20 protein-coding genes are annotated in these 20664 nt (G+C 53.6%); 9 read left to right on the top strand and 11 right to left on the bottom strand.

Translation table 11 applies throughout. From position 1 onward, the window contains the following. Nucleotides 1-40: 40 nt before the first annotated feature. Both BFV63_RS10745 and BFV63_RS10740 read right to left on the bottom strand, forming a co-directional pair. A complete protein-coding gene (locus tag BFV63_RS10745; RefSeq protein ID WP_003857237.1) occupies nucleotides 41-814 on the bottom strand; it encodes an ABC transporter substrate-binding protein in 774 nt (257 codons plus the stop codon). Nucleotides 815-824: 10 nt separating this feature from the next. Then, nucleotides 825-1994: a pyridoxal phosphate-dependent aminotransferase gene (locus BFV63_RS10740; protein ID WP_023314126.1), complete on the bottom strand. Its 1170-nt coding sequence runs from the start codon at nucleotides 1992-1994 to the stop codon at nucleotides 825-827. 113 nt (nucleotides 1995-2107) lie between these two features. On the opposite strand from BFV63_RS10740, the gene BFV63_RS10735 reads away from it, so the two are divergent. After that, complete coding sequence (locus BFV63_RS10735) at nucleotides 2108-2950, top strand: LysR family transcriptional regulator (RefSeq protein WP_022651173.1); 843 nt, start codon at nucleotides 2108-2110, stop codon at nucleotides 2948-2950. On the opposite strand, the gene BFV63_RS10730 is transcribed toward BFV63_RS10735, so the two are convergent. Together BFV63_RS10730 and hglS are read right to left on the bottom strand one after the other, a co-directional pair. After that, on the bottom strand, nucleotides 2937-4442 hold the full coding sequence (locus BFV63_RS10730; RefSeq protein ID WP_045349905.1) for a carboxylesterase/lipase family protein: 1506 nt from the start codon (nucleotides 4440-4442) through the stop codon (nucleotides 2937-2939). The genes BFV63_RS10735 and BFV63_RS10730 overlap by 14 nt on opposite strands. Before the next feature lie 42 nt (nucleotides 4443-4484). Further along, the gene (gene hglS, locus BFV63_RS10725; RefSeq protein WP_003857245.1) at nucleotides 4485-5828 is read right to left on the bottom strand and encodes a 2-oxoadipate dioxygenase/decarboxylase HglS; all 1344 of its coding nucleotides are present in this window, start codon (nucleotides 5826-5828) and stop codon (nucleotides 4485-4487) included. A 227-nt stretch (nucleotides 5829-6055) separates the two neighbouring features. Between hglS and BFV63_RS10720 the strand changes: the two genes are divergently transcribed. Then, entirely contained in the window at nucleotides 6056-6979 is a 924-nt protein-coding gene (locus BFV63_RS10720; RefSeq protein ID WP_003857247.1) for a LysR substrate-binding domain-containing protein, read from the top strand. A gap of 41 nt (nucleotides 6980-7020) precedes the next feature. Here the strand turns inward: BFV63_RS10720 and BFV63_RS10715 are convergent, their stop codons facing one another. The 4 genes from BFV63_RS10715 to BFV63_RS10700 form a co-directional block, all read right to left on the bottom strand. Continuing rightward, entirely contained in the window at nucleotides 7021-8712 is a 1692-nt protein-coding gene (locus BFV63_RS10715; protein ID WP_069597530.1) for a methyl-accepting chemotaxis protein, read from the bottom strand. Nucleotides 8713-8871: 159 nt separating this feature from the next. Next, the gene (locus BFV63_RS10710) at nucleotides 8872-9990 is read right to left on the bottom strand and encodes an S-(hydroxymethyl)glutathione dehydrogenase/class III alcohol dehydrogenase (RefSeq protein WP_003857251.1); all 1119 of its coding nucleotides are present in this window, start codon (nucleotides 9988-9990) and stop codon (nucleotides 8872-8874) included. A 32-nt stretch (nucleotides 9991-10022) separates the two neighbouring features. Beyond that, a complete protein-coding gene (locus BFV63_RS10705) occupies nucleotides 10023-10298 on the bottom strand; it encodes a metal/formaldehyde-sensitive transcriptional repressor (protein ID WP_003857256.1) in 276 nt (91 codons plus the stop codon). A 216-nt stretch (nucleotides 10299-10514) separates the two neighbouring features. Continuing rightward, nucleotides 10515-11303 carry a phosphotransferase family protein gene (locus tag BFV63_RS10700; RefSeq protein WP_048241850.1) on the bottom strand — a complete coding sequence of 263 codons (789 nt, stop codon included), beginning with the start codon at nucleotides 11301-11303 and terminating at the stop codon, nucleotides 10515-10517. A gap of 398 nt (nucleotides 11304-11701) precedes the next feature. On the opposite strand from BFV63_RS10700, the gene BFV63_RS10695 reads away from it, so the two are divergent. The 6 genes from BFV63_RS10695 (at nucleotide 11702) to BFV63_RS10670 (ending at nucleotide 14561) form a co-directional block, all read left to right on the top strand. Beyond that, nucleotides 11702-12013, top strand: coding sequence for a hypothetical protein (locus tag BFV63_RS10695; RefSeq protein WP_003857260.1), 312 nt, complete (start codon nucleotides 11702-11704; stop codon nucleotides 12011-12013). Between the two features lie 339 nt (nucleotides 12014-12352). After that, entirely contained in the window at nucleotides 12353-12958 is a 606-nt protein-coding gene (locus BFV63_RS10690; RefSeq protein WP_032609156.1) for a hypothetical protein, read from the top strand. Between the two features lie 184 nt (nucleotides 12959-13142). Beyond that, nucleotides 13143-13415: an ElaB/YgaM/YqjD family protein gene (locus BFV63_RS10685; protein WP_003857263.1), complete on the top strand. Its 273-nt coding sequence runs from the start codon at nucleotides 13143-13145 to the stop codon at nucleotides 13413-13415. Nucleotides 13416-13601: 186 nt separating this feature from the next. Continuing rightward, nucleotides 13602-13841 carry a regulatory protein YcgZ gene (gene ycgZ / locus BFV63_RS10680; RefSeq protein WP_045349902.1) on the top strand — a complete coding sequence of 80 codons (240 nt, stop codon included), beginning with the start codon at nucleotides 13602-13604 and terminating at the stop codon, nucleotides 13839-13841. A gap of 118 nt (nucleotides 13842-13959) precedes the next feature. Next, the gene (locus tag BFV63_RS10675; RefSeq protein WP_003857266.1) at nucleotides 13960-14259 is read left to right on the top strand and encodes a hypothetical protein; all 300 of its coding nucleotides are present in this window, start codon (nucleotides 13960-13962) and stop codon (nucleotides 14257-14259) included. A gap of 23 nt (nucleotides 14260-14282) precedes the next feature. Next, nucleotides 14283-14561, top strand: coding sequence for a biofilm development regulator YmgB/AriR family protein (locus BFV63_RS10670; RefSeq protein ID WP_044596271.1), 279 nt, complete (start codon nucleotides 14283-14285; stop codon nucleotides 14559-14561). Between the two features lie 83 nt (nucleotides 14562-14644). Here BFV63_RS10670 and BFV63_RS10665 read toward each other — a convergent pair whose 3' ends face one another. Beyond that, entirely contained in the window at nucleotides 14645-16102 is a 1458-nt protein-coding gene (locus tag BFV63_RS10665; RefSeq protein WP_048240836.1) for an EAL domain-containing protein, read from the bottom strand. 285 nt (nucleotides 16103-16387) lie between these two features. Between BFV63_RS10665 and BFV63_RS10660 the strand changes: the two genes are divergently transcribed. Beyond that, complete coding sequence (locus tag BFV63_RS10660; RefSeq protein WP_032634546.1) at nucleotides 16388-17272, top strand: hypothetical protein; 885 nt, start codon at nucleotides 16388-16390, stop codon at nucleotides 17270-17272. Nucleotides 17273-17305: 33 nt separating this feature from the next. Here the strand turns inward: BFV63_RS10660 and BFV63_RS10655 are convergent, their stop codons facing one another. After that, nucleotides 17306-18481 (bottom strand): HlyD family type I secretion periplasmic adaptor subunit, encoded by a 1176-nt coding sequence (locus BFV63_RS10655; RefSeq protein WP_022651165.1) that lies wholly within the window; start codon nucleotides 18479-18481, stop codon nucleotides 17306-17308. Continuing rightward, complete coding sequence (locus BFV63_RS10650; protein ID WP_057058716.1) at nucleotides 18478-20643, bottom strand: type I secretion system permease/ATPase; 2166 nt, start codon at nucleotides 20641-20643, stop codon at nucleotides 18478-18480. The genes BFV63_RS10655 and BFV63_RS10650 overlap by 4 nt, the downstream gene beginning before the upstream one ends. Between the last annotated feature and the right edge of the window lie 21 nt (nucleotides 20644-20664).

The following is a 20664-nucleotide window of genomic DNA, read 5'->3' as shown; positions in this document are numbered from 1 at the left end:
TGTCCCGGCTGGACATCGACAGCCGGGACCAACGAGGCGGTTATTTTACGCTGACATCGATACCCGGGAAGTACTTATCAGCCAGTTTAGCAATCGTGCCGTCGGCACGTACTTTATCAATTGCGGCATCAAGCTGCTTTTTGGTGGCCTCATCCCCCTTACGCAGCCCAAAGCCGATCCCACTGCCGAGGATGGTGTCGTCCGACACCGGTTTGCCGATAAAGCCAAACCCTTTACCCTGCGGCTTACTGAGGAAACCTGCCTGCCCGGCCGCTGACATGACCAGCGAGGCATCGATGCGGCCATTCAGCAGATCTCCCCAGGCCATATTCTGATCTTTATAAGACACCACGGTGACACCGTGCTTTTCCCAGTGCTCTTTGGCGTAAGTTTCCTGAATTGAACCCTGGAGAACGCCGATGGTTTTGCCCTTCAGCCCTTCGGGGGTAGCCTCTACCGCAGAACCGGCTTTGCCCACCAGCTGGGAGGGAATGCGATAGATGGGCTGGGTGAAATCAATGCTTTTGCGACGCTGTTCGGTGATGTTCATCGCCGAGTTTATGGCGTCGAACTTTTTCGCCACCAGACCGGGGATCAGCGCATCAAACGAGGTTTCAACCCAGCTGCACTTCAGCGCGGCGGCTTTACAGATGGCATTTCCCAGCTCTACGTCAAACCCTTCCAGCTCCCCTGACGCATTGCGGCTTTCAAACGGCGGATATTCCGCTTCCAGCCCGTATCGCAACTCGGTAGCGGCAAACGACGAGAATGAACACAACAGTCCCATGCCGACAACTAACGCGCGTAATTTCATCTCAAATTCCTTAACGTGGTGTAACCCGACAAAGGGCCTGGGCACCTGCCCGTAACGTCGCCTCATCTTTCGCAAAAGAGAGACGGATTAACTTATTGTCCGTGCCATCGGCATAAAACGCCGACAGCGGAATGGTGGCAACCCCGTACTCGACAATCAGCCTTTTCACCATCTCGCTGTCGCGCTCGTCGCTAAAGCCGCTGTAATCCGCCAGCAGGAAGAACGAACCGGCACTTGGTAGCAGCCTGAACGGTGAGTCGGCGAGCAAACTTTGCAGCAGATCGCGCTTGCGCTGATAAAACGCCGCCAGCGACAGCCAGGTTTGCGGATCGGTCATGTGTTCGGCAAACGCGTACTGCATCGGCGTATCGGCCGAGAACATTAAAAATTGATGGACTTTACATATCTCATCCATCAGTTCCGCGGGTGCCACACAATAACCCACGCGCCAGCCGGTGACGTGATAGGTTTTTCCGAAAGAAGAAATAATCACGCTGCGCTCCGCCAGCTGCGGGTGCGTCGCCATTCCGTGGTGCGGTTCGCCATCAAAAACGACGTGCTCATACACTTCGTCAGACAAAATGATGATGTCGGTGTGGCGCGTCAGCGCTGCCAGCTGGTGCAGATCGGCGGCTGAAAACACCTGTCCGCTCGGGTTGTGCGGCGTATTGACGATGATCATCCGCGTGCGTGGGGTTATAGCCGCCCGTACTTCATCCCAGTTCACGGCAAAATCCGGTACCGTCAGTTTAATGGCAATCGGCGTCGCTCCTTGCAGACGGACAATCGGCGCATAGCTGTCAAAGGAGGGCTCGAAATAGATCACCTCGTCTCCAGGATGAACCAGCCCGCTGATGGCTGAGTAAAGCCCTTCGCTGGCGCTGGCGGTCACCAGCACCTCACTCGCCGGGTCATAGTGTGTGCCATAGAGCGTGGCAATTTTGTCCGCGATGCGCTCTCTGAGCGGTTGCAGACCGGTCATGGAGGCGTACTGGTTATACCCTGCCTCCATGGCGCGGGTCACGCCGGAGATAAGTTTTGGGTCGCAGGAAAAATTCGGCGCACCCTGAGAAAGGTTGATGGCGTTATGCCGGGCTGAAAGCTGGCCGATAACGGTAAAAATGGTGGTTCCTACATCGGGCAATTTGGATCGTGTCTGCACCGGCGTTTTCAAAGTCATCCTCTGTCCCTTCTCGTGGTGAATGCATAACTATTCAAACAACAACTTCATTGCCGGGACAATCGAATTGTTGTCATAATAGCCATGACAAAAATGCATAGCTAAGGTGAGATATGTCGCGTCGTTCATTTCCACTTAATGCCGTAGAGACGTTCATCGTGACCGCGCGTCACCTGAATCTTACCCATGCCGCGAAGGAGCTTTGTCTGACGCAGGGGGCGGTAAGCCGTAAAATCGCCTCGCTGGAAAGCTGGTTCGGCTTCCCGCTGTTCGAGCGCCATGCCCGCGGCCTGCGTCTCTCCTCACAGGGAAGCGCCCTGCTGCCGGAGCTGCAATCTGCCTTTGAGCACCTGCTGAACGTTGCTGAACAGGCGCGAACGCACCAGACCGTAATCCGTCTGAAAGCGCCTACCTGCGCGATGCGCTGGCTGGTGCCGCGTCTGCTACAGGTGGAGCGCGAACAGCCGGAACTCCAGATTGCGCTGACCACCACCACCGATCACAACGTCAATTTCAAAACCGAATCCTGTGACGCGGCGATTGTGTTTGGGACGCACATGAGCGCCGGCGATCTGCTGTTCGAAGAGGCCTTAACCCCGGTGATGAGCCCGCTACGGGCCGGCTCTGCGCTGGAAGCACTCACTTTCCTTCACCCCACGCGGGACAAAACGGACTGGACGCTGTGGCTGGCGAAACAGCCGGGTCCGCCGCCAGCTATGCTCAAAAATCAACACTTCGAAACCATGGATCTCGCCATTACCGCCGCCATTCAGGGGCTGGGCATCGCCATCGCGGATGAAACGCTGGTGGAGGAGGACGTGCGCGCCGGACGGCTGATGCGCCCGTTTGACACAAGCATAAAAACGGGGGCGAGCTACCGGCTGGTATTACGCGACGCACCCGGCCCTGAAAACGGGCTGGATGCGTTTCGCGCCTGTCTGCTCAGTCGAGGCTGACGTGGTGTTTCATCACCCGTTTGAAGAGGCTCATACGGGCACGCATGAAGCGGTTTTCAAGCCGAAAACCTGCATGTTTATTCACACCAATACGTAACAGCACGTCCCGCCCTTTCCGGCAGGCGGGCCAGCGCGTGGGCCCTGCCAGGCTATCGCGTGCCCCCGCATCCCGGGCGAAGCTCACCCAGTAGTCCGCCACCTGAGCGGCGAAGGCCAGATCGCGTTCATTCACATACTGCCGCGAAGGTTCCACCTGTCCAAGGGTATCGAAGACGTAGGGCACTTCGTTGCCGTGCCAGGCGCCGTTGATGTACGTCGCGTGCTCCGCTTCGGCCACATAATCAAACCAGTATCGCCAGCACAGGCCGCCCGCCCGCTGCTGGGCCTGCATTACCACGTATCCCATGGTGGTGAAGGCCATGTCGCGGCATACCTGCCTGCCAAGTTCCTCATCGCCCTTCACGCCAGGATAAAGCAGCTTTATCAGCCCCAGGCCAAAGCGCCGCTCACGGCGGAGCTTCTGGATCTGCCCGGCCAGATCGACCCCGAATACCGACATCACGCTGGCTTCGTCGCTGTTCGACCCAATCATCACCGGTACAGGATGCTGGCGGGCCGCGAAGAAAACGTCGAGCATGGCCTCAGGCAAAACGCAATCCCCCACGATGGGCGCAGGGGCGATATTCAACGGCGAGGTCAGCGGCCAGAACGCCTCAGGCGGGATCGCGCGAAGCTGTTCCGCGGTAGCATTGTGCAGGCCGAAATGGGCGGCAATCGCTTCGCCTTTATGCATGGCCTGCTCGCGCGGGGTGTCGGGCAGCGTGTACCCGCTTTGCACAATGGCTTTATGGAACAGTCCTCCCGCAAGCGGGGAAGCCATCAGCGACAGCACGCTGCGCGCACCGGCCGACTCGCCAAATACGGTGATGTTCTCAGGATCGCCGCCGAACGCGGCAATGTTATCGCGCACCCATTCCAGGGCCTGGATCTGATCGAGCAGTGCGAAGTTATGCACCACGCGCTCTTCCTCCCCCTCCAGCGCCGGATGAGCAAAAAAGCCGAGGTGGCCGAGACGGTAATTGATCGTCACCACCACCGTGCCACGCTTCGCCAGCGCCCTGCCGTTATACGGAGGCAGCCCGCCAGCGCCGAGGGTAAATCCTCCGCCGTGCAGCCAGACCATCACCGGAAGCGGAGCGGCGCGAGCCACTGGCGACCAGACGTTAAGATACAGGCAGTCTTCAGAGAACTGGCCGGGGTCGCCGCCGCCCAGCTCCTGACAGCTTTCGCTGCTCTGCCAGCTGGAGGCGGAGAACGCCGTCGCCGGACGCACGCCATCCCAGCGTGCAGGGGGACGCGGGGAGCGCCAGCGCCACGGGCCAACAGGGGGTGCTGCATAGGGAATGCCACACCACACATGGGTATCGCCTTCAGTAAAACCAATCAGTGCGCCCTGGCGCGTTTCAACCACAGGGGCAGAGGGATTTTCCATACCAACCTTCTTTTTCCATCACACCCTTGCAGAGTAACGGTTTCAGAGCAAACCGCAACGCTGTTTGCTGCGCGCTTCCGCCTCCTCGTAAAGCGAAAACTCGTCGTACACCGCACAGCCGAGCGCGGCTTCGAAGGCATTGCGGCTGGCATTGCCGTGGCTGCGCGCCTGCGTTTCATTGCCAAGATTCGACTGGAAGATCCCCGCCGCGCTGACGGGCAGAAAATCCTCGTAGGTGATGGGCTGTGCCACAACCCAGCCGCGTTCGATCAGCGGCTGCGGATCGTCGCCGGGACGAAACGCGTGGCGATGCGCCTCACCTGTCGGGGTCAGACGGTAGCGGAAATAAGCCAGCCCCTGACGGCGCAGGAACATTTCACTGTCCGGGAAGGCGCTGAAGATCTCGCGCAGGTGAAGCTGGTGGGTCAGGTTGTCTTTGCCGGTCCCGGCCTGGTTTAACAGGCTGTCGTAAAGCTCGCGCCCTTTCGGCGTAAGCGCCACGCCGCGCTGCTCAATCTCACCGAAACGCGCGGTATGGGTGCCCTTGTGTTCCCCCGCGAACAGCACCGGCTCCTCCAGCGCCTTAAAGCTGGTCTGACGCAGGAGGATCGGCACCTCGCGGCGCGGCGGGCCTTCAATCAGGATTTTCGGCTCGATGCCGTACTTCGGCATTAGCTCCTGCACCCGGTCGATATCCAGCGTGCGCGGCGTGAGATGGTTGATGTGGCACCCCGGGAAACAGACCACGTCGGCAATCAGGCGATGTTCGTTGCTCAGCGCCAGATAGGTTTCCTGATCGACCGTCGCATGGCGATGCCAGCGGAAGGTTTCTAAGGCTTCCTGCACAAATTCGCGCGCCTGTGCCTCGGTAAAGTGTCCCTGCGCATCATGCAGGTCGATCAGTTCCAGACAGCGCGGCGTAAAGATGTTGCGCCGGGAGAGGATCTCCGCCGCCCTTTCGCGCAGCGCAACGTTTTCAATCAGCTCCAGGCGCAGCAGCGAGGTAAAAATGCGAAACGGATTACGGCAGAGCGCCGCATCGTCTGTCGGACGAAACGCCGTCGAGTGGACGGGCACGCCCGCCTGGGAGAGATCGTAGTAGCTGACCGGGTACATGCCCATAATGGCGAAGATCCGGCGCAGGGTGGAAAGCTCCTGCGCGGTGCCAACGCGGATCGCACCGTGACGTTCAACATTCAGGCGCGCCAGTTCGTCTGCGTTCGCCAGTTGTTCATGTAAAAGTGGGTTATTTTCCAGAACCGCCAGGTTAACGTCCGCCACCAGTTCCAGCAAGGTGCCGTACTGCGGAACTTCCTGCTGGTACATCGCCGACATAGCCTGCGAAAAGTGTTCCCGAATATCATCAGCCGTGATGGTGTTCGCCATGATGTCATGCCTCCAGTGAATACTACCTGGAGTGTAGAGAAGCCCGTTCCTTTCGTTGGGAAGAATTTACGAATTGTGATCCAGGCAGACGAGTGGTCAAAGCGTGGGCATTTTCGAAAAACGGTTGTAACTCAAACAGATCAAATGTTAAAAATATTTTGCTATCAGGTTATCAAATTCAAACATCTTAACTTGTCACCCGCGTCGCTCTGTTTTTAACATCGCCTATGGAAAAAAATGGTCTGTTCAGTCAGCGCATACGCTTGCGCCATTTGCATACTTTTGTGGCCGTCGCTCAACAGGGAACGCTGGGGCGAGCGGCTGAAACCCTTAACCTCAGTCAGCCTGCACTCTCCAAAACGCTGAACGAACTGGAACAGCTTACCGGAACCCGCCTGTTCGATCGCGGCCGTCTGGGGGCTCAGCTTACGCTCGTGGGCGAACAGTTCCTGACGCATGCCGTTAAAGTTCTCGATGCCCTCAATACCGCCGGTCAGGCGTTAAACCGTAAAGAGGAGCCGGCCAGCGACATCGTGCGCGTGGGCGCGCTGCCAACGGCGGCGCTGGGCATACTGCCTGCGGCGATCGGCCAGTTCCACCGTCAGCAAAAGCACGCCACGCTTCAGGTCGCGACCATGAATAACACCATGCTGCTGGCGGGCCTGAAGTCAGGCGAGCTGGATCTGGGCATTGGGCGGATGTCCGATCCGGAACTGATGAGCGGCCTGAACTACGAGCTGCTGTTCCTGGAATCGCTGAAGCTGGTCGTGCGTCCGAATCATCCCCTGTTGCAGGACACCGTGACCCTGAGCCGTGTGATGGAGTGGCCGGTGGTGGTCTCACCAAAAGGAACCGTTCCGCGTCAGAATGCGGAAGCGTTGCTGCAAATGCAGGGCTGCACGCTGCCTTCCGGGTGTATTGAAACGCTCTCGGCGTCGCTGTCGCGCCAGCTTACGGTGGATTATGACTACGTATGGTTTGTGCCGTCCGGCGCGGTGAAGGACGATCTGCGACGCGGCGTGCTTACGGCGCTGCCGGTAACATCGCCCGGCGCGGGAGAGCCGATTGGGATCCTGACGCGGGTAGATGCCCCGCTCTCTGAAGGTGCCCAAACGCTGTTAAGCGCCATTCGTAAATCAATGCCTCTTTGACCATAAACGCAGAACCCGCCGCGAGGGCGGGTCTGTCTTACTCAGAACGTTTCCCAGTTATCACCTGAGACGACCGCCGCCGGGGTTAAAGGCGAGGGTTTCGCTGCGTTTGCAGCGGCTGGAGCCCGTCCTGCACGCGCCCCGTTGAGACGAAACGCGCCAACGGCTTCCGTCAGACGTGCGCCCTGCTCCTCCAGCGAAGCCGCTGCCGCAGAAGCTTCTTCCACCAGCGAGGCATTCTGCTGCGTCACCTTATCCATCTCGGAAATCGCCTGGCTCACCTGAACGATGCCGCGGCTCTGCTCATCGGACGCCGCTGCAATCTCCAGCATGATATCGGTGACGCGTTTAACCGCCTCGACGATTTCATTCATGGTATTGCCCGCTGCAACCACCTCCCCGGAACCCTGATCGATAAGCGACACCGATTCATTAATCAGGCTTTCAATCTCTTTCGCCGCGTTTGCGCTGCGGCTTGCCAGGGTGCGAACTTCACTCGCCACGACCGCAAAGCCGCGTCCCTGTTCACCCGCACGCGCCGCCTCGACCGCCGCGTTGAGCGCCAGAATATTGGTCTGGAACGCGATGCTGTTAATCACGGCGGTAATTTCAGAGATCTTCTTCGAGCTGGTGGAAATATTACCCATGGTTTTCACCACGCCGGAGACCATCTGCCCCCCGCGGCTGGCCTTCCCGGAGGCATCTTCTGCCAGTTTACTTGCATGATGCGCGTTATCGGCGTTCTGTTTCACCGTCGCGGTGAGCTGCTCCATGCTGGCCGCCGTCTGTTCAATCGCCGCCGCCTGCTGCTCAGTACGGGAAGAGAGATCGGTGTTACCCGCGGAGATCTCGCTGGTTCCCCGGTAGATCTCCTCCGCCCCTTGCCGCACGGTGCCTACGGTGGTCACCAGCGCGTGCTGCATCGTTTGCAGATCGCCCGTCAGGCGGCCAATTTCACTGCGCCCGGTCGGTTCGTCCGGCATGGTCAAATCGCCTTTCGCGATATTTTCGATACGCGTAGCGGCTCGCTGGAGCGGGTTTATCACCGTACGGCGCAGCACCACAAAGGTGATCACCGCCAGCGCCAGCGCCAGGCCAAACGCGCCGAACATAAACATCAGCCCCAGCCGGGTGCGGGTGTGAGCCTGCGCCGTCAGCGCATTGGCGCGTTCGGTGCGGATTTTTATCGCCTTCAGCAGCACCGCGTTATAGGCATCGTCCAGCGGACGCGCGGTCTCATTTTCGTGGTTAATAATGGCTTCAAACATGCCGTTTTTGGCATATTTCAGCATCGGCTGCATACCGGCGATGTAGGCGTCATAGCGGGCTTTCAGATCGCCGTCCAGCGCTTCATCAGCCGGTGTGCGAATAGTGCGCTTCATATAGGCGGCAAATCCATCCTGCGACTGCCTGATGCGGGTCTCAGCCTCAGCGATGTTTTGTTTCATCGCCTCCATCTCCGCGATACGGCTCGCCGCCCCCGCGTGGATCATGTTGATACGGGCGGTGCGTAAATGGTTGGAACTGTTTGACAGCCCGGTGCGCACCTGGATTTCTGCCGTAACATCCTGCTGATCGTTATCGGCCTGGAGCAGGAAATAGCCTGCGAGACCCGAGCTCAATGCAAACAGGAGAATAATGCCACCGAGAATGGAGGAAAACAGCGGAACCAGCCGGATGTGATGCAAGAAACTCAGCTTATGCTGCGCCTGCATCGATGTTGTGTTGTCCATGACCGTCGACTCTCTTATAGGTAAGATGCGTAAAAACACGCCTGTAAAAGAGTCATCGGCACGGCGTAGAATTAGATTACGGTTAAAAGCGCCAGACAGGTCACACTTTAGAAAAGATCAGGGAAGAAATGCCAGCGGAAAAAACCGCTGGCAGAATAATCAGTTGTCGCCGAAATGGATAACGGTACGAATAGATTTTCCTTCGTGCATCAGATCGAAGGCTTCGTTGATCTGCTCCAGCGGCAGGCGGTGCGTAATGAACGGGTCGAGCTGAATTTTACCGACCATCGCATCTTCAACCATGCCCGGCAGCTGGGTACGGCCTTTCACGCCGCCAAATGCCGACCCGCGCCATACGCGCCCTGTCACCAGCTGGAAGGGACGGGTTTTGATCTCCTGACCCGCGCCGGCCACACCGATAATGATGCTCTCGCCCCAGCCTTTGTGGCAGCACTCAAGCGCTGAGCGCATCACATCGACGTTGCCGATACATTCGAAGCTGAAGTCCACGCCGCCGTCGGTCAGCTCAACGATCACCTCCTGAACCGGTTTGTCGTAGTCTTTCGGGTTGATGAAATCGGTCGCGCCCATCTCACCTGCGAGCTTAAATTTTTCCGGGTTGGTATCCACAGCAATGATGCGGCCAGCTTTCGCCTGTACCGCGCCCTGGATGACTGCCAGACCGATCCCGCCGAGGCCGAACACCGCCACGGTGTCACCCTCTTTCACTTTCGCCGTGTTATGCACCGCGCCGATACCGGTGGTGACACCGCAGCCGAGCAGACAGACTTTATCCAGCGGGGCCTGCGGATTCACTTTCGCCAGTGAGATCTCGGCGCACACCGTGTATTCGCTGAAGGTGCTGGTCCCCATGTAGTGATAAATGGGCTCGCCGTTATAGGAGAAACGGGTGGTGCCGTCCGGCATAAGACCTTTACCCTGCGTGGCGCGCACGGCCTGGCAGAGGTTAGTTTTGCCGGATTTGCAGAACTTACACTCACCGCACTCTGCGGTGTAGAGCGGGATCACATGGTCGCCGGGCTTAAGGCTGGTGACGCCTTCACCCACTTCCACCACCACACCGCCCCCTTCGTGGCCGAGCACCGCCGGGAATACGCCTTCCGGATCGTCACCAGACAGGGTAAACGCATCGGTATGGCAAACGCCGGTATGGGTAATTTTGATCAGCACTTCGCCTTTCTTAGGCGGAGCAACATCAATTTCAACGATTTTCAGCGGCTGGCCTGGGCCGAACGCGACAGCTGCGCGAGATTTCATGATGTCTTTCCCTTGTTGTGAGGTGTGTGGATTTATTTTAGATAAGAGCGCAGTAAATGGCCGACTTCCGCCATCCGCACAGCCCGCTGATCCGGGGTGGTCTCCCCCGTCACCAGCTCATCTTTGAGGTGAATTTCAACCATTTCCCCCATCAGGCCATTGGCAGCGCCGCGCACGGCGGCGATTTGCTGCAAAATGGCGAGACAGGGATCGCCCGATTCCAGGGCGCGTTCAAGGGCATCAACCTGGCCCCGAATGCGGCGGACGCGGGTCAGAATACGTTTTTTATCTTCGGGTGAATGCGGCATACGCCCTCCTGATACTATAGGGGGGTATTGTATCTGTTAATACGATTTTATGTAAACACGAAGTTTATTGTGGGTTTTAAGTAGAACCGTAGGTAATGTGAAAAATCAGCGAGTTAATATTAGTGACTCGCTGATATATCAGAAGTGGGCAATCAGGTGCGTCAGGAGCGAAAAGTACGTATTGCTATAAAAAGCAGAATTTTTAGAATTCATGCTTCATAACATTTTTTCCACGTTGTCTAACCAGTCGGGAAGATGTTCTCTGTACCAGTTGAGATACAAGGGAAATGCACTCTTTTGCCACATATGAAGCAGGACAATCACTTCCGTGACAATCCAGGCTTTGACAATAGCAATTTCTCTGGCCAGCTCCCTGATATTTTGATGGGAGGATAGCTGGCAATAGCGTCCTGCAAGGTCTATAAATTCTTGTTTTGTCCCCATTCCCCTTATGAGGGGAGCCAGGTCAATAGCAGGACTCCCTTTGCCAAACCTTTCCCAGTCAAAAAGAACTAAATTACCGCTTTCTCTTCTTCCCCAGTTGCCTGCATTTCTGTCGCCTGAAACCAGGCTTTGGCAGGCGAATAACGCATTACTATTCTGCTGAAATCGTCGAAGCTGCCGGGCATTTTTTTCAGGTAATGCCAAAAGCATGAGAGCGTTTTCAAGCGCTGTTTCTGTCCACGTATACGTATGATAGAGCCATTCAGAATTTGCAGGATAGCGATGCAGGCGCCCCAGCATAGCTATGGCATAATCGTTTGCCACAGCGGTCTGATCAACCTTATAAGGAATATACTCCAGTCTTAACTTGCGTAAGGTGGCATCAGCAGACAAAAGCGTTGGCGTAGCAATCCCTGCCTGATTAAGCTCTGTTGCCGCGTAGAGATAAAAGGCCCACTCAACATCGCTGACAGGCCACTTTTCTATAACTATCTGATTGCAATCACTGGTATTCAGCACCACTTTGGCAGTGCCCATTTTGGATAAATCCATTGCAGCCATGCACTGTCCCTTAAAAATTAACGTGTTGGTTGTTCTTGTTATTGAGTGTAATGCAAGTGTGCTACCGATGAAGTCATACATCATCATTCTTTCTTAAAAATCCTACTTTAAAAGACTTGTGCAATCACACTAACCCCCACTAAAGAACGTAGGTATCATAAGAATACGAAAAAGAATAGACTAATGCTGTTGGATATATTTATCTTTGATAACATTTAGCCTGTAGTAAACAAAATAAGTCGGGTGCAGCATGTTCGGACAGAAAACATTGCTGAAACTGGTCCTGATCCGGTTTATCCAAAAGAATTTTTATACACTCTGATAAATATTACTATCACAATTGGGTTTTACATATTGAATTCGGATCACAACGCTTCATCATTAAGGAATGACTAAGTATGAAAAGAATTGTTCTCGCCTCTTTGGTTTTATCTTTTTCGTTATCAGCTATCGCTAATCAATTAAGCATTGATGACCAAATTAATAATGCTTGTGCTAAGGCCTTAAGCGGTGATAAAGAACCTTTGGGTAACTTCCCACCAGATAGTTTTGCTGCAACAGTCAGTCCGAAAGTTAAAGAAGCTTACAACGAAGTTTTAAAATCTCGTTCTTCTATTGTAAACGACCTGAGTTTACAGAATGCAACCAGTTGCGCCAACCTGGTTAGAGATAAACTGAAATCAAAAGGTGAGTACAAAGAAGAAAAATAATTCCCAGGGTGGAGAAACAGCATTTTTGTGGAACTGAACGCTTTCTCAATCAGAGTATGTTCTTAAGAAAACATCGACAAGATAGTTCCGCAGCTGTGTTTTCCACCTCTCGCTGGTCCCTCAATACCCTGACATCCCGTTGCCTGATGGCACCCTCCGCAATGACATCGCCCCGCCTAAACAGCACAGACGTTGTTGACGATATTTACGCTTTCGTCTCGTCGTGACCAACCCTATTTAGCTCGAAATGTTAAAAATCCGCACCTATATGGCACAATGTGGACAGAAATAACATTCTCGTCACCTAACATACTCGCTACAAACAAAATGGTGGTGTTAATGATTGTACTAAAGAGCTTTTTATTCTTCGTTGGCGCAGCGGCCGCTTGCGCACTTATTGTACTTTGTCTTTGGGTAGATATGCGGTTTGTCGGCCATGATATTCCGGAATTATCACTGACCGAAATTATGCAGGAAACGGTATTAGCGACTATTGTCTTTCTCCATTTTCGTCTGGCGAAAATGTACGAATCCATGCGTTACTGTAATATTCTGGTGGGCGGATTTTTCCTGACAATGCTAATTCGTGAACTGGACGCGCTTTTTGATCTCATTTCTCATGGGAGTTGGGTGTGGTTCGCGCTGATTGCCGCTCTGCTGGCGTTAATTCGCCCCGTTATGCATTTTCGCGCTACCCTGGAACAGCTGGCAAAATATACCCAATCCCCCTGGTACGGTATTCTGTTGAGCGGCCTGCTGGCTGTACTGGTCTTCTCCCGCCTCTTTGGGATGCAGGTGCTGTGGCACGCCATCCTGGAGCATGGCTATATGCGTGTCGTGAAAAACGCCGTGGAGGAAGGTTCGGAATCGTTCGGCTATATGCTGTGCCTGGCTGCATCCCTTGGCTATTACGTTACCTTTCCCGCTCACGCACGACAAAAATAATCTCCTGGTGCTGCGTAGAGAGACGGCAAGGGAAATTTTTATCAACGACATCCTTAGGACGTTAGGGTGGCCATGTAAGAAAGACATATCCTAAAAAGGGGCAATCAGGCGTCGATTTCAGCGAAATCTCGCTCACGCCTGAAATCAGCGTCTATCCTTAGACTATCAACAATAGGAGGCTGGAATGTCTGATTTCGACACTGATAAAAATGCACAATACGCTGGCGATAAAGCCAAAAACAAACTTGATGAATTATCCGGCTCTGCGCAGCAGCAGTTTGGTGAATTCGTTGACTCCCCTAAACACCAGGTGAAAGGTGCAGCGAAAAAATATGCTGCCCAGGCCAGTGATGCCGTTTCGGATGTTACTGAAGCCGTCAGAAATAACCCGTTAACGGGCTTAATCGCTGCGGGTGCGGTAGGTATCGTTCTGGGACTTCTGCTGGGACGTAAATAATTTCAGGCCCTCCGGGGCCTTTTCTTTTCCCCCTCTTTCCTTCTCTCCCCCCTAATTTTGATAGTTCTCCTGTTAAAAGCCCGATCCATACGAAAAAGTTGTACAATTTTGATGTACAGATTTGACCATATAGTATAAATTCGATGCCAGTGATGTTACAAAATTGTTTGTTAACGGTGGAAAATTATGCGTCGCAACCATGCTCCCTCTACAGCAGAAAGCGCTATCACCTTGTATTTTAACAAGGATAACGTCCCAACACAGCAGGAAACCCTTGGTGCCATCGTCAGTGAGATCATCCAAGAAAATGTACAACTGAGCAGAATGACAATTTGTACAAAGCTGTTGCGCAGAATTGAAGAATCAACGTCTGACGTTGAGAAAGCGCACTACAACGGTTTGATAGCCCTCTTCTTCGAGCGTTAACCTGAACACTGTTTTTTAACTTACTAAGTTAGTCATGCTGAGTGAGAATAGAGCTCCTGAATGCGATGACTAACCCCATGCTACAGCCTGCCGCGTGTAGCAGAGTGAGATTGAAGCTATGCATAGAACTAAATTTGAACGACTTAAGGATGACCTTATCGGTGAGGCCGTATTATCCATACTGAAAGAGAACGGACCTATTACCTTTGTGTCTCTTGCTAATCGCCTGCGGGCGATGGCTAACGTTGAATCAAATGATGAACGTAAAAATGCATTGATTGCCGCTGAAGATGAAGTGCGCCAGCGTGTAACCGGCGTCTCGCACGACCGGGGAAGAGTGATGGGCAATTATGACATGGGTCGCATGCGATCTCTCTTTACTCACAACACGCTTTTGACCCCAGACAAGAAACACTAATTTTAACCGAAACGGTGACCACCATGAGTAAAGCGATTATGCAGCAGACGTATAATTTTGAAGCCTTGCACGATAAAGGACTGGCGGAACATTTTCTTAATGCAGGAAAACATCTCAGTGGTGAGGTTGAAGTGTTGGGCTCGGCAATACGCTGTATTATGCTGACCGGTGACAATCTCTCTAATAAAGAGATTATCCTGCAACTGATTCACGCCCTCGAAATTACCGAGGAGCCCGAAGCCTGCGATGTCATTCGAAATACGCTTGAAATTGTTGTCGGTTTTACGCGCGATGATATCTGATAACAGATTATTGCGCTGGTGAGTGACTGTTTTTGCTGGTGGTAGAAAAGTTTCTCTGTCGTACCACCAGCATAGTGAACCCATTAACTAAATAGCCGTACCATTCGATCAAGCTCTTCTTCTTTAACCGCCCGGGAAAGATAATATCCCTGAAAGCGTTTAACCCCTAACGCGACAAGTTTTTTAAATTTTTCTTCGCTATCGACGCCTTCCGCAACGCATTCCCTTCCCGTCATGTCGCTGTATATCTGTATCGCTTTAATAATGCTATAGTCATTGTCGTTAGCAACAAAGTGCTCAACTATATCGCGGTCAAGCTTCAGTCCATCAACATTAATCTGTCGGATGGGTAACATAGCGTAATCTCTGGAAAAGCAATCATCCAGAAACAGGCGACACCCCTCGGCGCGTAAACGCTGAAGAGTGACAGGAATATTTGGATCCTTTGTCACATCAATCGCTTCAGCTAATTCAAAGACAAGTTTCCCGGCCCACTGCGGCTTCAGTAACATCTCAACGGCTTTTTTCGCCATTCCCGGCAGCGCGTTCCCGGTAGCCAGTGGAGGCGGAATATTAACCGAAAAATAATATTTCCCATTGTATCTGTTGATACCTGACACGGCCGCGTGGATGACTAACGCCGTCAGCTTGAGCCATATTTCGCCATTTTTCACCCCACCCAGAAATTGGGCAGCCTTCAGAACCTGACCGTTTTTATGCCAGCGCAGCAGAATTTCAAAGCCTACTCCTTTTTTATCGCCATCGGTAATAATTTGATAAGCCGCAAAGATTTCCCGCTTATGTAACGCCTGCAAAATATCAATTTCCGCATCCGAAAACCCCTGCGGATTATTTTTTACTGCACAGACTTCATCTCTGAAAACACGTGCATCGCTAAACCACACCCTGATAAGATATAATTTATCCAACCCCACTTTTCTATGGGTATAAATGGTTTTATCTGACAACCCTAACCTCGCAGACTGCTCTTTTATCGAAATACCCCGATAAAAATTCAGCAATACGGTTAATTCGCGCTTTGTTAAACCATTCAGACTTTCTTTACCTTCTTTCTCGGGTTCATCACGCAATATGCGTGACGAATCGGTATGCACGTCATAAATGTTGTCTGCACAGTCCATTACGTCTGAAATATTCGCTATCCTGATCATCGATAACGATTTGGTATTATTAACGAGACTACACAACGTGGCATAAAGCCATCTCTCTGGTATTGCGCCATACAGCGTCACGCTACAAATAACCGGCAGCGCATTCAGCACCGATACCAACTGCTTCAGGCTTTCAAGAAAGGCAGCGACGTCGCGACCAAGAAAAACAGCAACTTCAGGTGGTTGATTTTGCATCATTTTCCGAACATCACCTGAGCAAACTTCATCCTCTTCAAAATGGAGCCGCGTGGCGTTTACGCCACGTGACTTCAGAAGCAGGCTATACCCCTCGAAGGTGAAACCGCAGGCTGAAATAACAAACCGTTGCTTGTAGCACGTACCTTGTATAAAAGGTAAATTTTGAGACATAACCTGCTCCTGAGAATGCAAATAGTATTCCCATCTGTAATTAAAGCCAATACTCTTTGTCGCATTGAATAATTTTACCGCACCCTGTTTGGTTAATAAACCGTTATCAATGTTATGCACAGGAACATTTTTGCGTTAATCAACCGACTCATCCATATGCAGCATAAATATCACTTTCTTTTCATATAACGACAGTAAATATGCATTTCTCGAGGTATAATGAAAATTCCGAAAAAGAAGACCGGACACTTCATCTTATCGGCCCAGACAAAAAGAGAAAATGCTATGGATAATCACATCTCATCCAGGGCTTTGCTACATCGAAGGGATGTCATTAAAAACAACCCGCGATTTGGTGAAGCTATAACAGAACACTACAGAATTAATGATGCCATTTATAAAAAACAACCCTTGTTCTACAAAACGATGCTTCAGGAATCACGCTTCAACATAATACTGTCCATGTGTTGTTTTGTTTTTGGCAATCAGGCTGAGTCAGTTTCAGAGATTAAGGCGCTATGCACCCGTTATAATATCGCCAGCCCTAACAGTGTTATCGCGATCATTACCATACTTAAAACTACCGGGCGAATTAAGACCTGGCGCTGTAGTGAAGATCGCCGAAAAACAAAAATTGCGCCGACGGAAAAAGGACTCGATGAGCTTAAACGCTATATGTCCGGGGCGTTTACGCCTGTCAGCATTCTTTATCCGGCATTCAACATTAATGTTAACCTTCTGGACAATGACATTCTGAGGCACAACTTTTTCCGGCGCGCCGCAGAGTACCTTTTCCGCGGATTAACATTCAGGAAAGTGCTTCCGGAGGTGGGTTTATTTATTGATAAGGATGGCGGACGAATGATTATGCTCTATCTCTATTTGCAGGCCATTAAAAACAAAACAGCACACGGTGCCATAATAGCGTATTCAGCCAGCACGCTGGCAAAAGAATTTTTCGTCTCGCGTATTCACGTCAACCGCATTATCAAATCGGCGCAGGAGGCAGGTTATCTTAAAGATCGCGGCGATGGCCGGATGTCAATTTATCCGGCCTTTATCGAGCTTGTCGAAAATTATGCCGGATTATATTTTGCGTATGTCACACATTACATCAATGTGGTACCAAAAGAACGACGCCATGCTGTCAACATGACGCCTACACTCTGATCTGACGGGCGTTCGGTTTGCTGAACGCCTTTTTTACCGCTCGCGCAGCGCCTCTTTTGCCTTATTCAACGGTTTCAGCAGATAATCAATGACGGATTTACTGCCGGTTTTGATATCAACTGTGGCTATCATGCCCGGGAACACCGGGAACGCCTTGCCCTGCCTGTTGGTCAGATGGTTACTGTCTGTACGAATATAAACGCGATAATAATAAACATCCCGTTTCACCTCGTCCTGAAGGGTATCCGGGGAAATCATCGTCACCTCCCCTTCCAGCCCGCCGTAGATCGAGTAATCATAGGCGGTGATTTTCACCAGCGCTTTTTGCCCGGGATGGATAAACGCGACATCGCGCGGCGAGATTTTCGCTTCTATCACCATCTGGTCATCAAGCGGTACCAGGCTCATCAGTTTGCCGTTCGGCGGGATCACCCCGCCCACCGTCGTCACGTCAATATCCTTCACGATGCCACGCACCGGCGCATTAAACGTTAAGCGGGTGAGTGAATCTTCGCGTCCTTTCATGACCGAACGCTGCGCCTCTATTTCTGCGTTCGCTTTCGCCAGTTCTTCGCGGGCGCGAACGTAGTACTGGTTTTTCATCTCGGTGATTTTGCTCTCCAGCTCATTTTTTTGGCGTTCAAGGCGTAAGACTTCGACCTTACTGGCCGCCCCCTGCGTCACCAGCGGGCGCGTTAATGCCAGTTCACGCTGCACGAGATCCGCTCCCTGGCGTAAACCCGCCAGCCCTTTTTCAAGGCTTTCGCGACGTGACTGATAAAGCGCCGTTTCCTGTTTGACCAGCTCAACGTCGTCATCCAGCTCTGCCGGGAATGTCAGCCCGGTGTCGTTCACCTCAGCATTCAGACGCGCGGCCGTCGCCATTGCAGCGTTTAATCGAGACTCGCTCTCCAGCACGCTGGACTCGGTTTTCGTCCGGTCCAGTTGGGCAAGCTGTTGACCACGCTCGACGATGTCGCCTTCGCGCACCATCAGACTGTGAATAATCCCCCCTTCCAGGGACTGGATCACCTGCTCGTGGGAGGACGGGATCACCTTGCCACTGCCCGTCGTGACCTCATCCAGCTGGAACAGGCTGGCCCAGGTAATAAACACCACCAGCAGGGCAAACAGCGACCATGCCACCAGCGACGAACGCGGCAGGCGGGGCTCCTTCAGTCGGCTATTAAAGCGGGAGAAATCATTCATGCCACGCCCTCCGTTTTCAGTTTAACCGTACGCTGCGGCGCCTGCTGCGGGGCCATTCCGTGCTGGCGTAAAATGGCATCACGAGGGCCATCCATCACCACTTTGCCGTTTTCCAGGACGATGATGCGGTCAACCAGGTCCAGAATCGGCAGGCGATGCGTCGCCACCACCAGCGTCCGGCGCTTACCGAGCCACTGGTGCAGATGCTGGATAAACTGCTTCTCGCTGACCTCATCCAGCCAGGCGGTGGGTTCATCCAGCAGCAGAATATTCGGCGAGGTGATCAGCGCGCGCGCCAGCAGCAGCGCCTGACGTTGCCCGCCGGAAAGCCCCGTTCCGCCCTCGTTGATGATGCTGTTTAGCCCCATTTTCTGCTTGCGCACAAACTCCAGCGCGCCGCTGTTGACCAGCGCCTGATGGATTTCCTCGTCTGTCGCCAGCGGATTACCCATCAGGATGTTGTCGCGTACGGAGCCGAAGAACAGCCGCGCCTGCTGGCTGAGCAACTGCATATCGCGGCGCACGTCGGCCGGGTCAAGATGATTGAGAGCAATATCGTCCAGCAAAATGCTGCCCTGCTGCGGCTCCTGCATTCCCGCGAGGAGGTGCAGCAAGGTGCTTTTCCCCGAACCATTCCGCCCGAGCACCGCCACGCGCTCCCCGGCGCGAATGCGTAGTTTGCTGATATTCAGCACGGTGAGCTTCTCTTCTTCGTCGTAATAAAACCCCACGTCGTCCAGCAGATAATCACCGCGCAGGTGGGCTTTATGCACCTTCTTTCCGTGCTGGGGATCGTCAATCGGGCGCTGCATCAGGTCATCCAGTCCCTTGCGGGCCACCTTTGCTGACTGCCAGCGGGAAAGCACGCCAGAAATTTGCGACAGCGGCGCAATGGTCCGGGACGCCAGAATCGAGGTGCCCACCAGCGCACCGGTGGTCATGTCACCGCTGATGACCAGGTAACACCCCACCAGCAGCACCACGGCGTAGACGATAGATTGCACCTCCTGGGTCCAGGTTAGCAGCAGCCCCGTCAGCCAGCGCTGCTTCATGCCGACGCTGGCGGCAACGTCATTGGTGTTATTCCACTGGTTCTGGAACCGCTGCTCAGCGCGCATCAGCTTGATGTCCTCAAGCCCCTGCACCGCTTCCACCAGCGTGGCGTTGCGAATCGCCGATTCACGCATCCCTTCGCTGGAGAGTTTCCCCAGCGGGCGCTGCACCAGCAGGCCAGGAATAAGCAACAGCGGCACGGCGAGCAGGACCACCAGCACCAGCGGACCACCAATCATCCACAGAATGAAGACGAACAGCAGGAAGAACGGCAGATCGGAGAGGGCCGCAATGGTCGTCGAGGTGATCAGCTCGCGCACCGACTCCAGCTCGCGGATCTGCGCGATAAACGATCCGGTTGATTTCGAGCGTGCGCCGTTTTTAATCCGCAGCGCGTGGGCAAAGACGCGTTCAGAGATGCGCAGATCGGCGCGCTTCCCCACCACGTCAGAAATGTGCACGCGCAGCATGCGCATGATGAATTCGAACACGATGGCAATCATCACGCCGCCAAACAGCACCCACAGCGTGGCTTCTGACTGCGACGGTACCACCCTGTCGTAGACCTGCATGGAGAAGACCATGCCGGAAAGCGCCAGCACGTTGGCGACCAGCGCCACCAGCATAATATCGCTGTAACGACGCCAGTCTTTCAGCGCCAGCTGCCAGAACCAGTTTTTCTCATAGGGTTTGATGTAATCATCCACGCGCGCATCCGGCGTGGACTCCAGGGGACGCAGCACCATCAGCCCCTTTAACCGCGAACCGAGCTCGTCCCGCGTCAGCGTTGTCTCCAGGCCGCCGTCGCCGCTAAACTGCACGCTGACGTTCCCATCGTTGTCCATACGGTTGATGACCGCAATTTGCCCGCCGGTAAACTCCGCCAGCAGCGGTAAACGCCAGGGATCGAGCGATAGGGCTTCCGCCGCCACCCACCGCATCCCCAGCCCAAGCTGGCGCGCCATCTCCTCCAGCACCAGCTGGCGTGGCGACTGGCTTTCATGGTTAATCGTGACCCGAACATGCTCCGCCGAAAAATCCAGCCGATAATATTTCGCGATGATGAGCATGCCCTGCAACCAGGGTTCGTACTGTGGATGTGTCTTCATAATGCTACGTCCTGTTCAGGG

It is taken from the genome of Enterobacter hormaechei subsp. xiangfangensis (assembly GCF_001729785.1).
Taxonomy (GTDB): Bacteria; Pseudomonadota; Gammaproteobacteria; order Enterobacterales; family Enterobacteriaceae; genus Enterobacter; species Enterobacter hormaechei_C.
This window is presented reverse-complemented; position numbering and strand designations above follow the sequence as displayed.

Bases quoted from the DNA above. Each gene is read 5' to 3' on its own strand.
- hglS (WP_003857245.1), bottom strand. From the start codon at position 5,828: ATGGCGAACACCATCACGGCTGATGATATTCGGGAACACTTTTCGCAG.
- BFV63_RS10650 (WP_057058716.1), bottom strand. From the start codon at position 20,643: ATGAAGACACATCCACAGTACGAACCCTGGTTGCAGGGCATGCTCATC.
- BFV63_RS10720 (WP_003857247.1), top strand. From the start codon at position 6,056: ATGGAAAAAAATGGTCTGTTCAGTCAGCGCATACGCTTGCGCCATTTG.
- BFV63_RS10710 (WP_003857251.1), bottom strand. From the start codon at position 9,990: ATGAAATCTCGCGCAGCTGTCGCGTTCGGCCCAGGCCAGCCGCTGAAA.
- BFV63_RS10715 (WP_069597530.1), bottom strand. From the start codon at position 8,712: ATGGACAACACAACATCGATGCAGGCGCAGCATAAGCTGAGTTTCTTG.
- BFV63_RS10700 (WP_048241850.1), bottom strand. From the start codon at position 11,303: ATGGCTGCAATGGATTTATCCAAAATGGGCACTGCCAAAGTGGTGCTG.
- BFV63_RS10665 (WP_048240836.1), bottom strand. From the start codon at position 16,102: ATGTCTCAAAATTTACCTTTTATACAAGGTACGTGCTACAAGCAACGG.
- BFV63_RS10735 (WP_022651173.1), top strand. From the start codon at position 2,108: ATGTCGCGTCGTTCATTTCCACTTAATGCCGTAGAGACGTTCATCGTG.
- BFV63_RS10695 (WP_003857260.1), top strand. From the start codon at position 11,702: ATGAAAAGAATTGTTCTCGCCTCTTTGGTTTTATCTTTTTCGTTATCA.
- BFV63_RS10685 (WP_003857263.1), top strand. From the start codon at position 13,143: ATGTCTGATTTCGACACTGATAAAAATGCACAATACGCTGGCGATAAA.
- BFV63_RS10670 (WP_044596271.1), top strand. From the start codon at position 14,283: ATGAGTAAAGCGATTATGCAGCAGACGTATAATTTTGAAGCCTTGCAC.
- BFV63_RS10745 (WP_003857237.1), bottom strand. From the start codon at position 814: ATGAAATTACGCGCGTTAGTTGTCGGCATGGGACTGTTGTGTTCATTC.
- BFV63_RS10730 (WP_045349905.1), bottom strand. From the start codon at position 4,442: ATGGAAAATCCCTCTGCCCCTGTGGTTGAAACGCGCCAGGGCGCACTG.
- BFV63_RS10660 (WP_032634546.1), top strand. From the start codon at position 16,388: ATGGATAATCACATCTCATCCAGGGCTTTGCTACATCGAAGGGATGTC.
- BFV63_RS10705 (WP_003857256.1), bottom strand. From the start codon at position 10,298: ATGCCGCATTCACCCGAAGATAAAAAACGTATTCTGACCCGCGTCCGC.
- BFV63_RS10740 (WP_023314126.1), bottom strand. From the start codon at position 1,994: ATGACTTTGAAAACGCCGGTGCAGACACGATCCAAATTGCCCGATGTA.
- BFV63_RS10690 (WP_032609156.1), top strand. From the start codon at position 12,353: ATGATTGTACTAAAGAGCTTTTTATTCTTCGTTGGCGCAGCGGCCGCT.
- BFV63_RS10675 (WP_003857266.1), top strand. From the start codon at position 13,960: ATGCATAGAACTAAATTTGAACGACTTAAGGATGACCTTATCGGTGAG.
- ycgZ (WP_045349902.1), top strand. From the start codon at position 13,602: ATGCGTCGCAACCATGCTCCCTCTACAGCAGAAAGCGCTATCACCTTG.
- BFV63_RS10655 (WP_022651165.1), bottom strand. From the start codon at position 18,481: ATGAATGATTTCTCCCGCTTTAATAGCCGACTGAAGGAGCCCCGCCTG.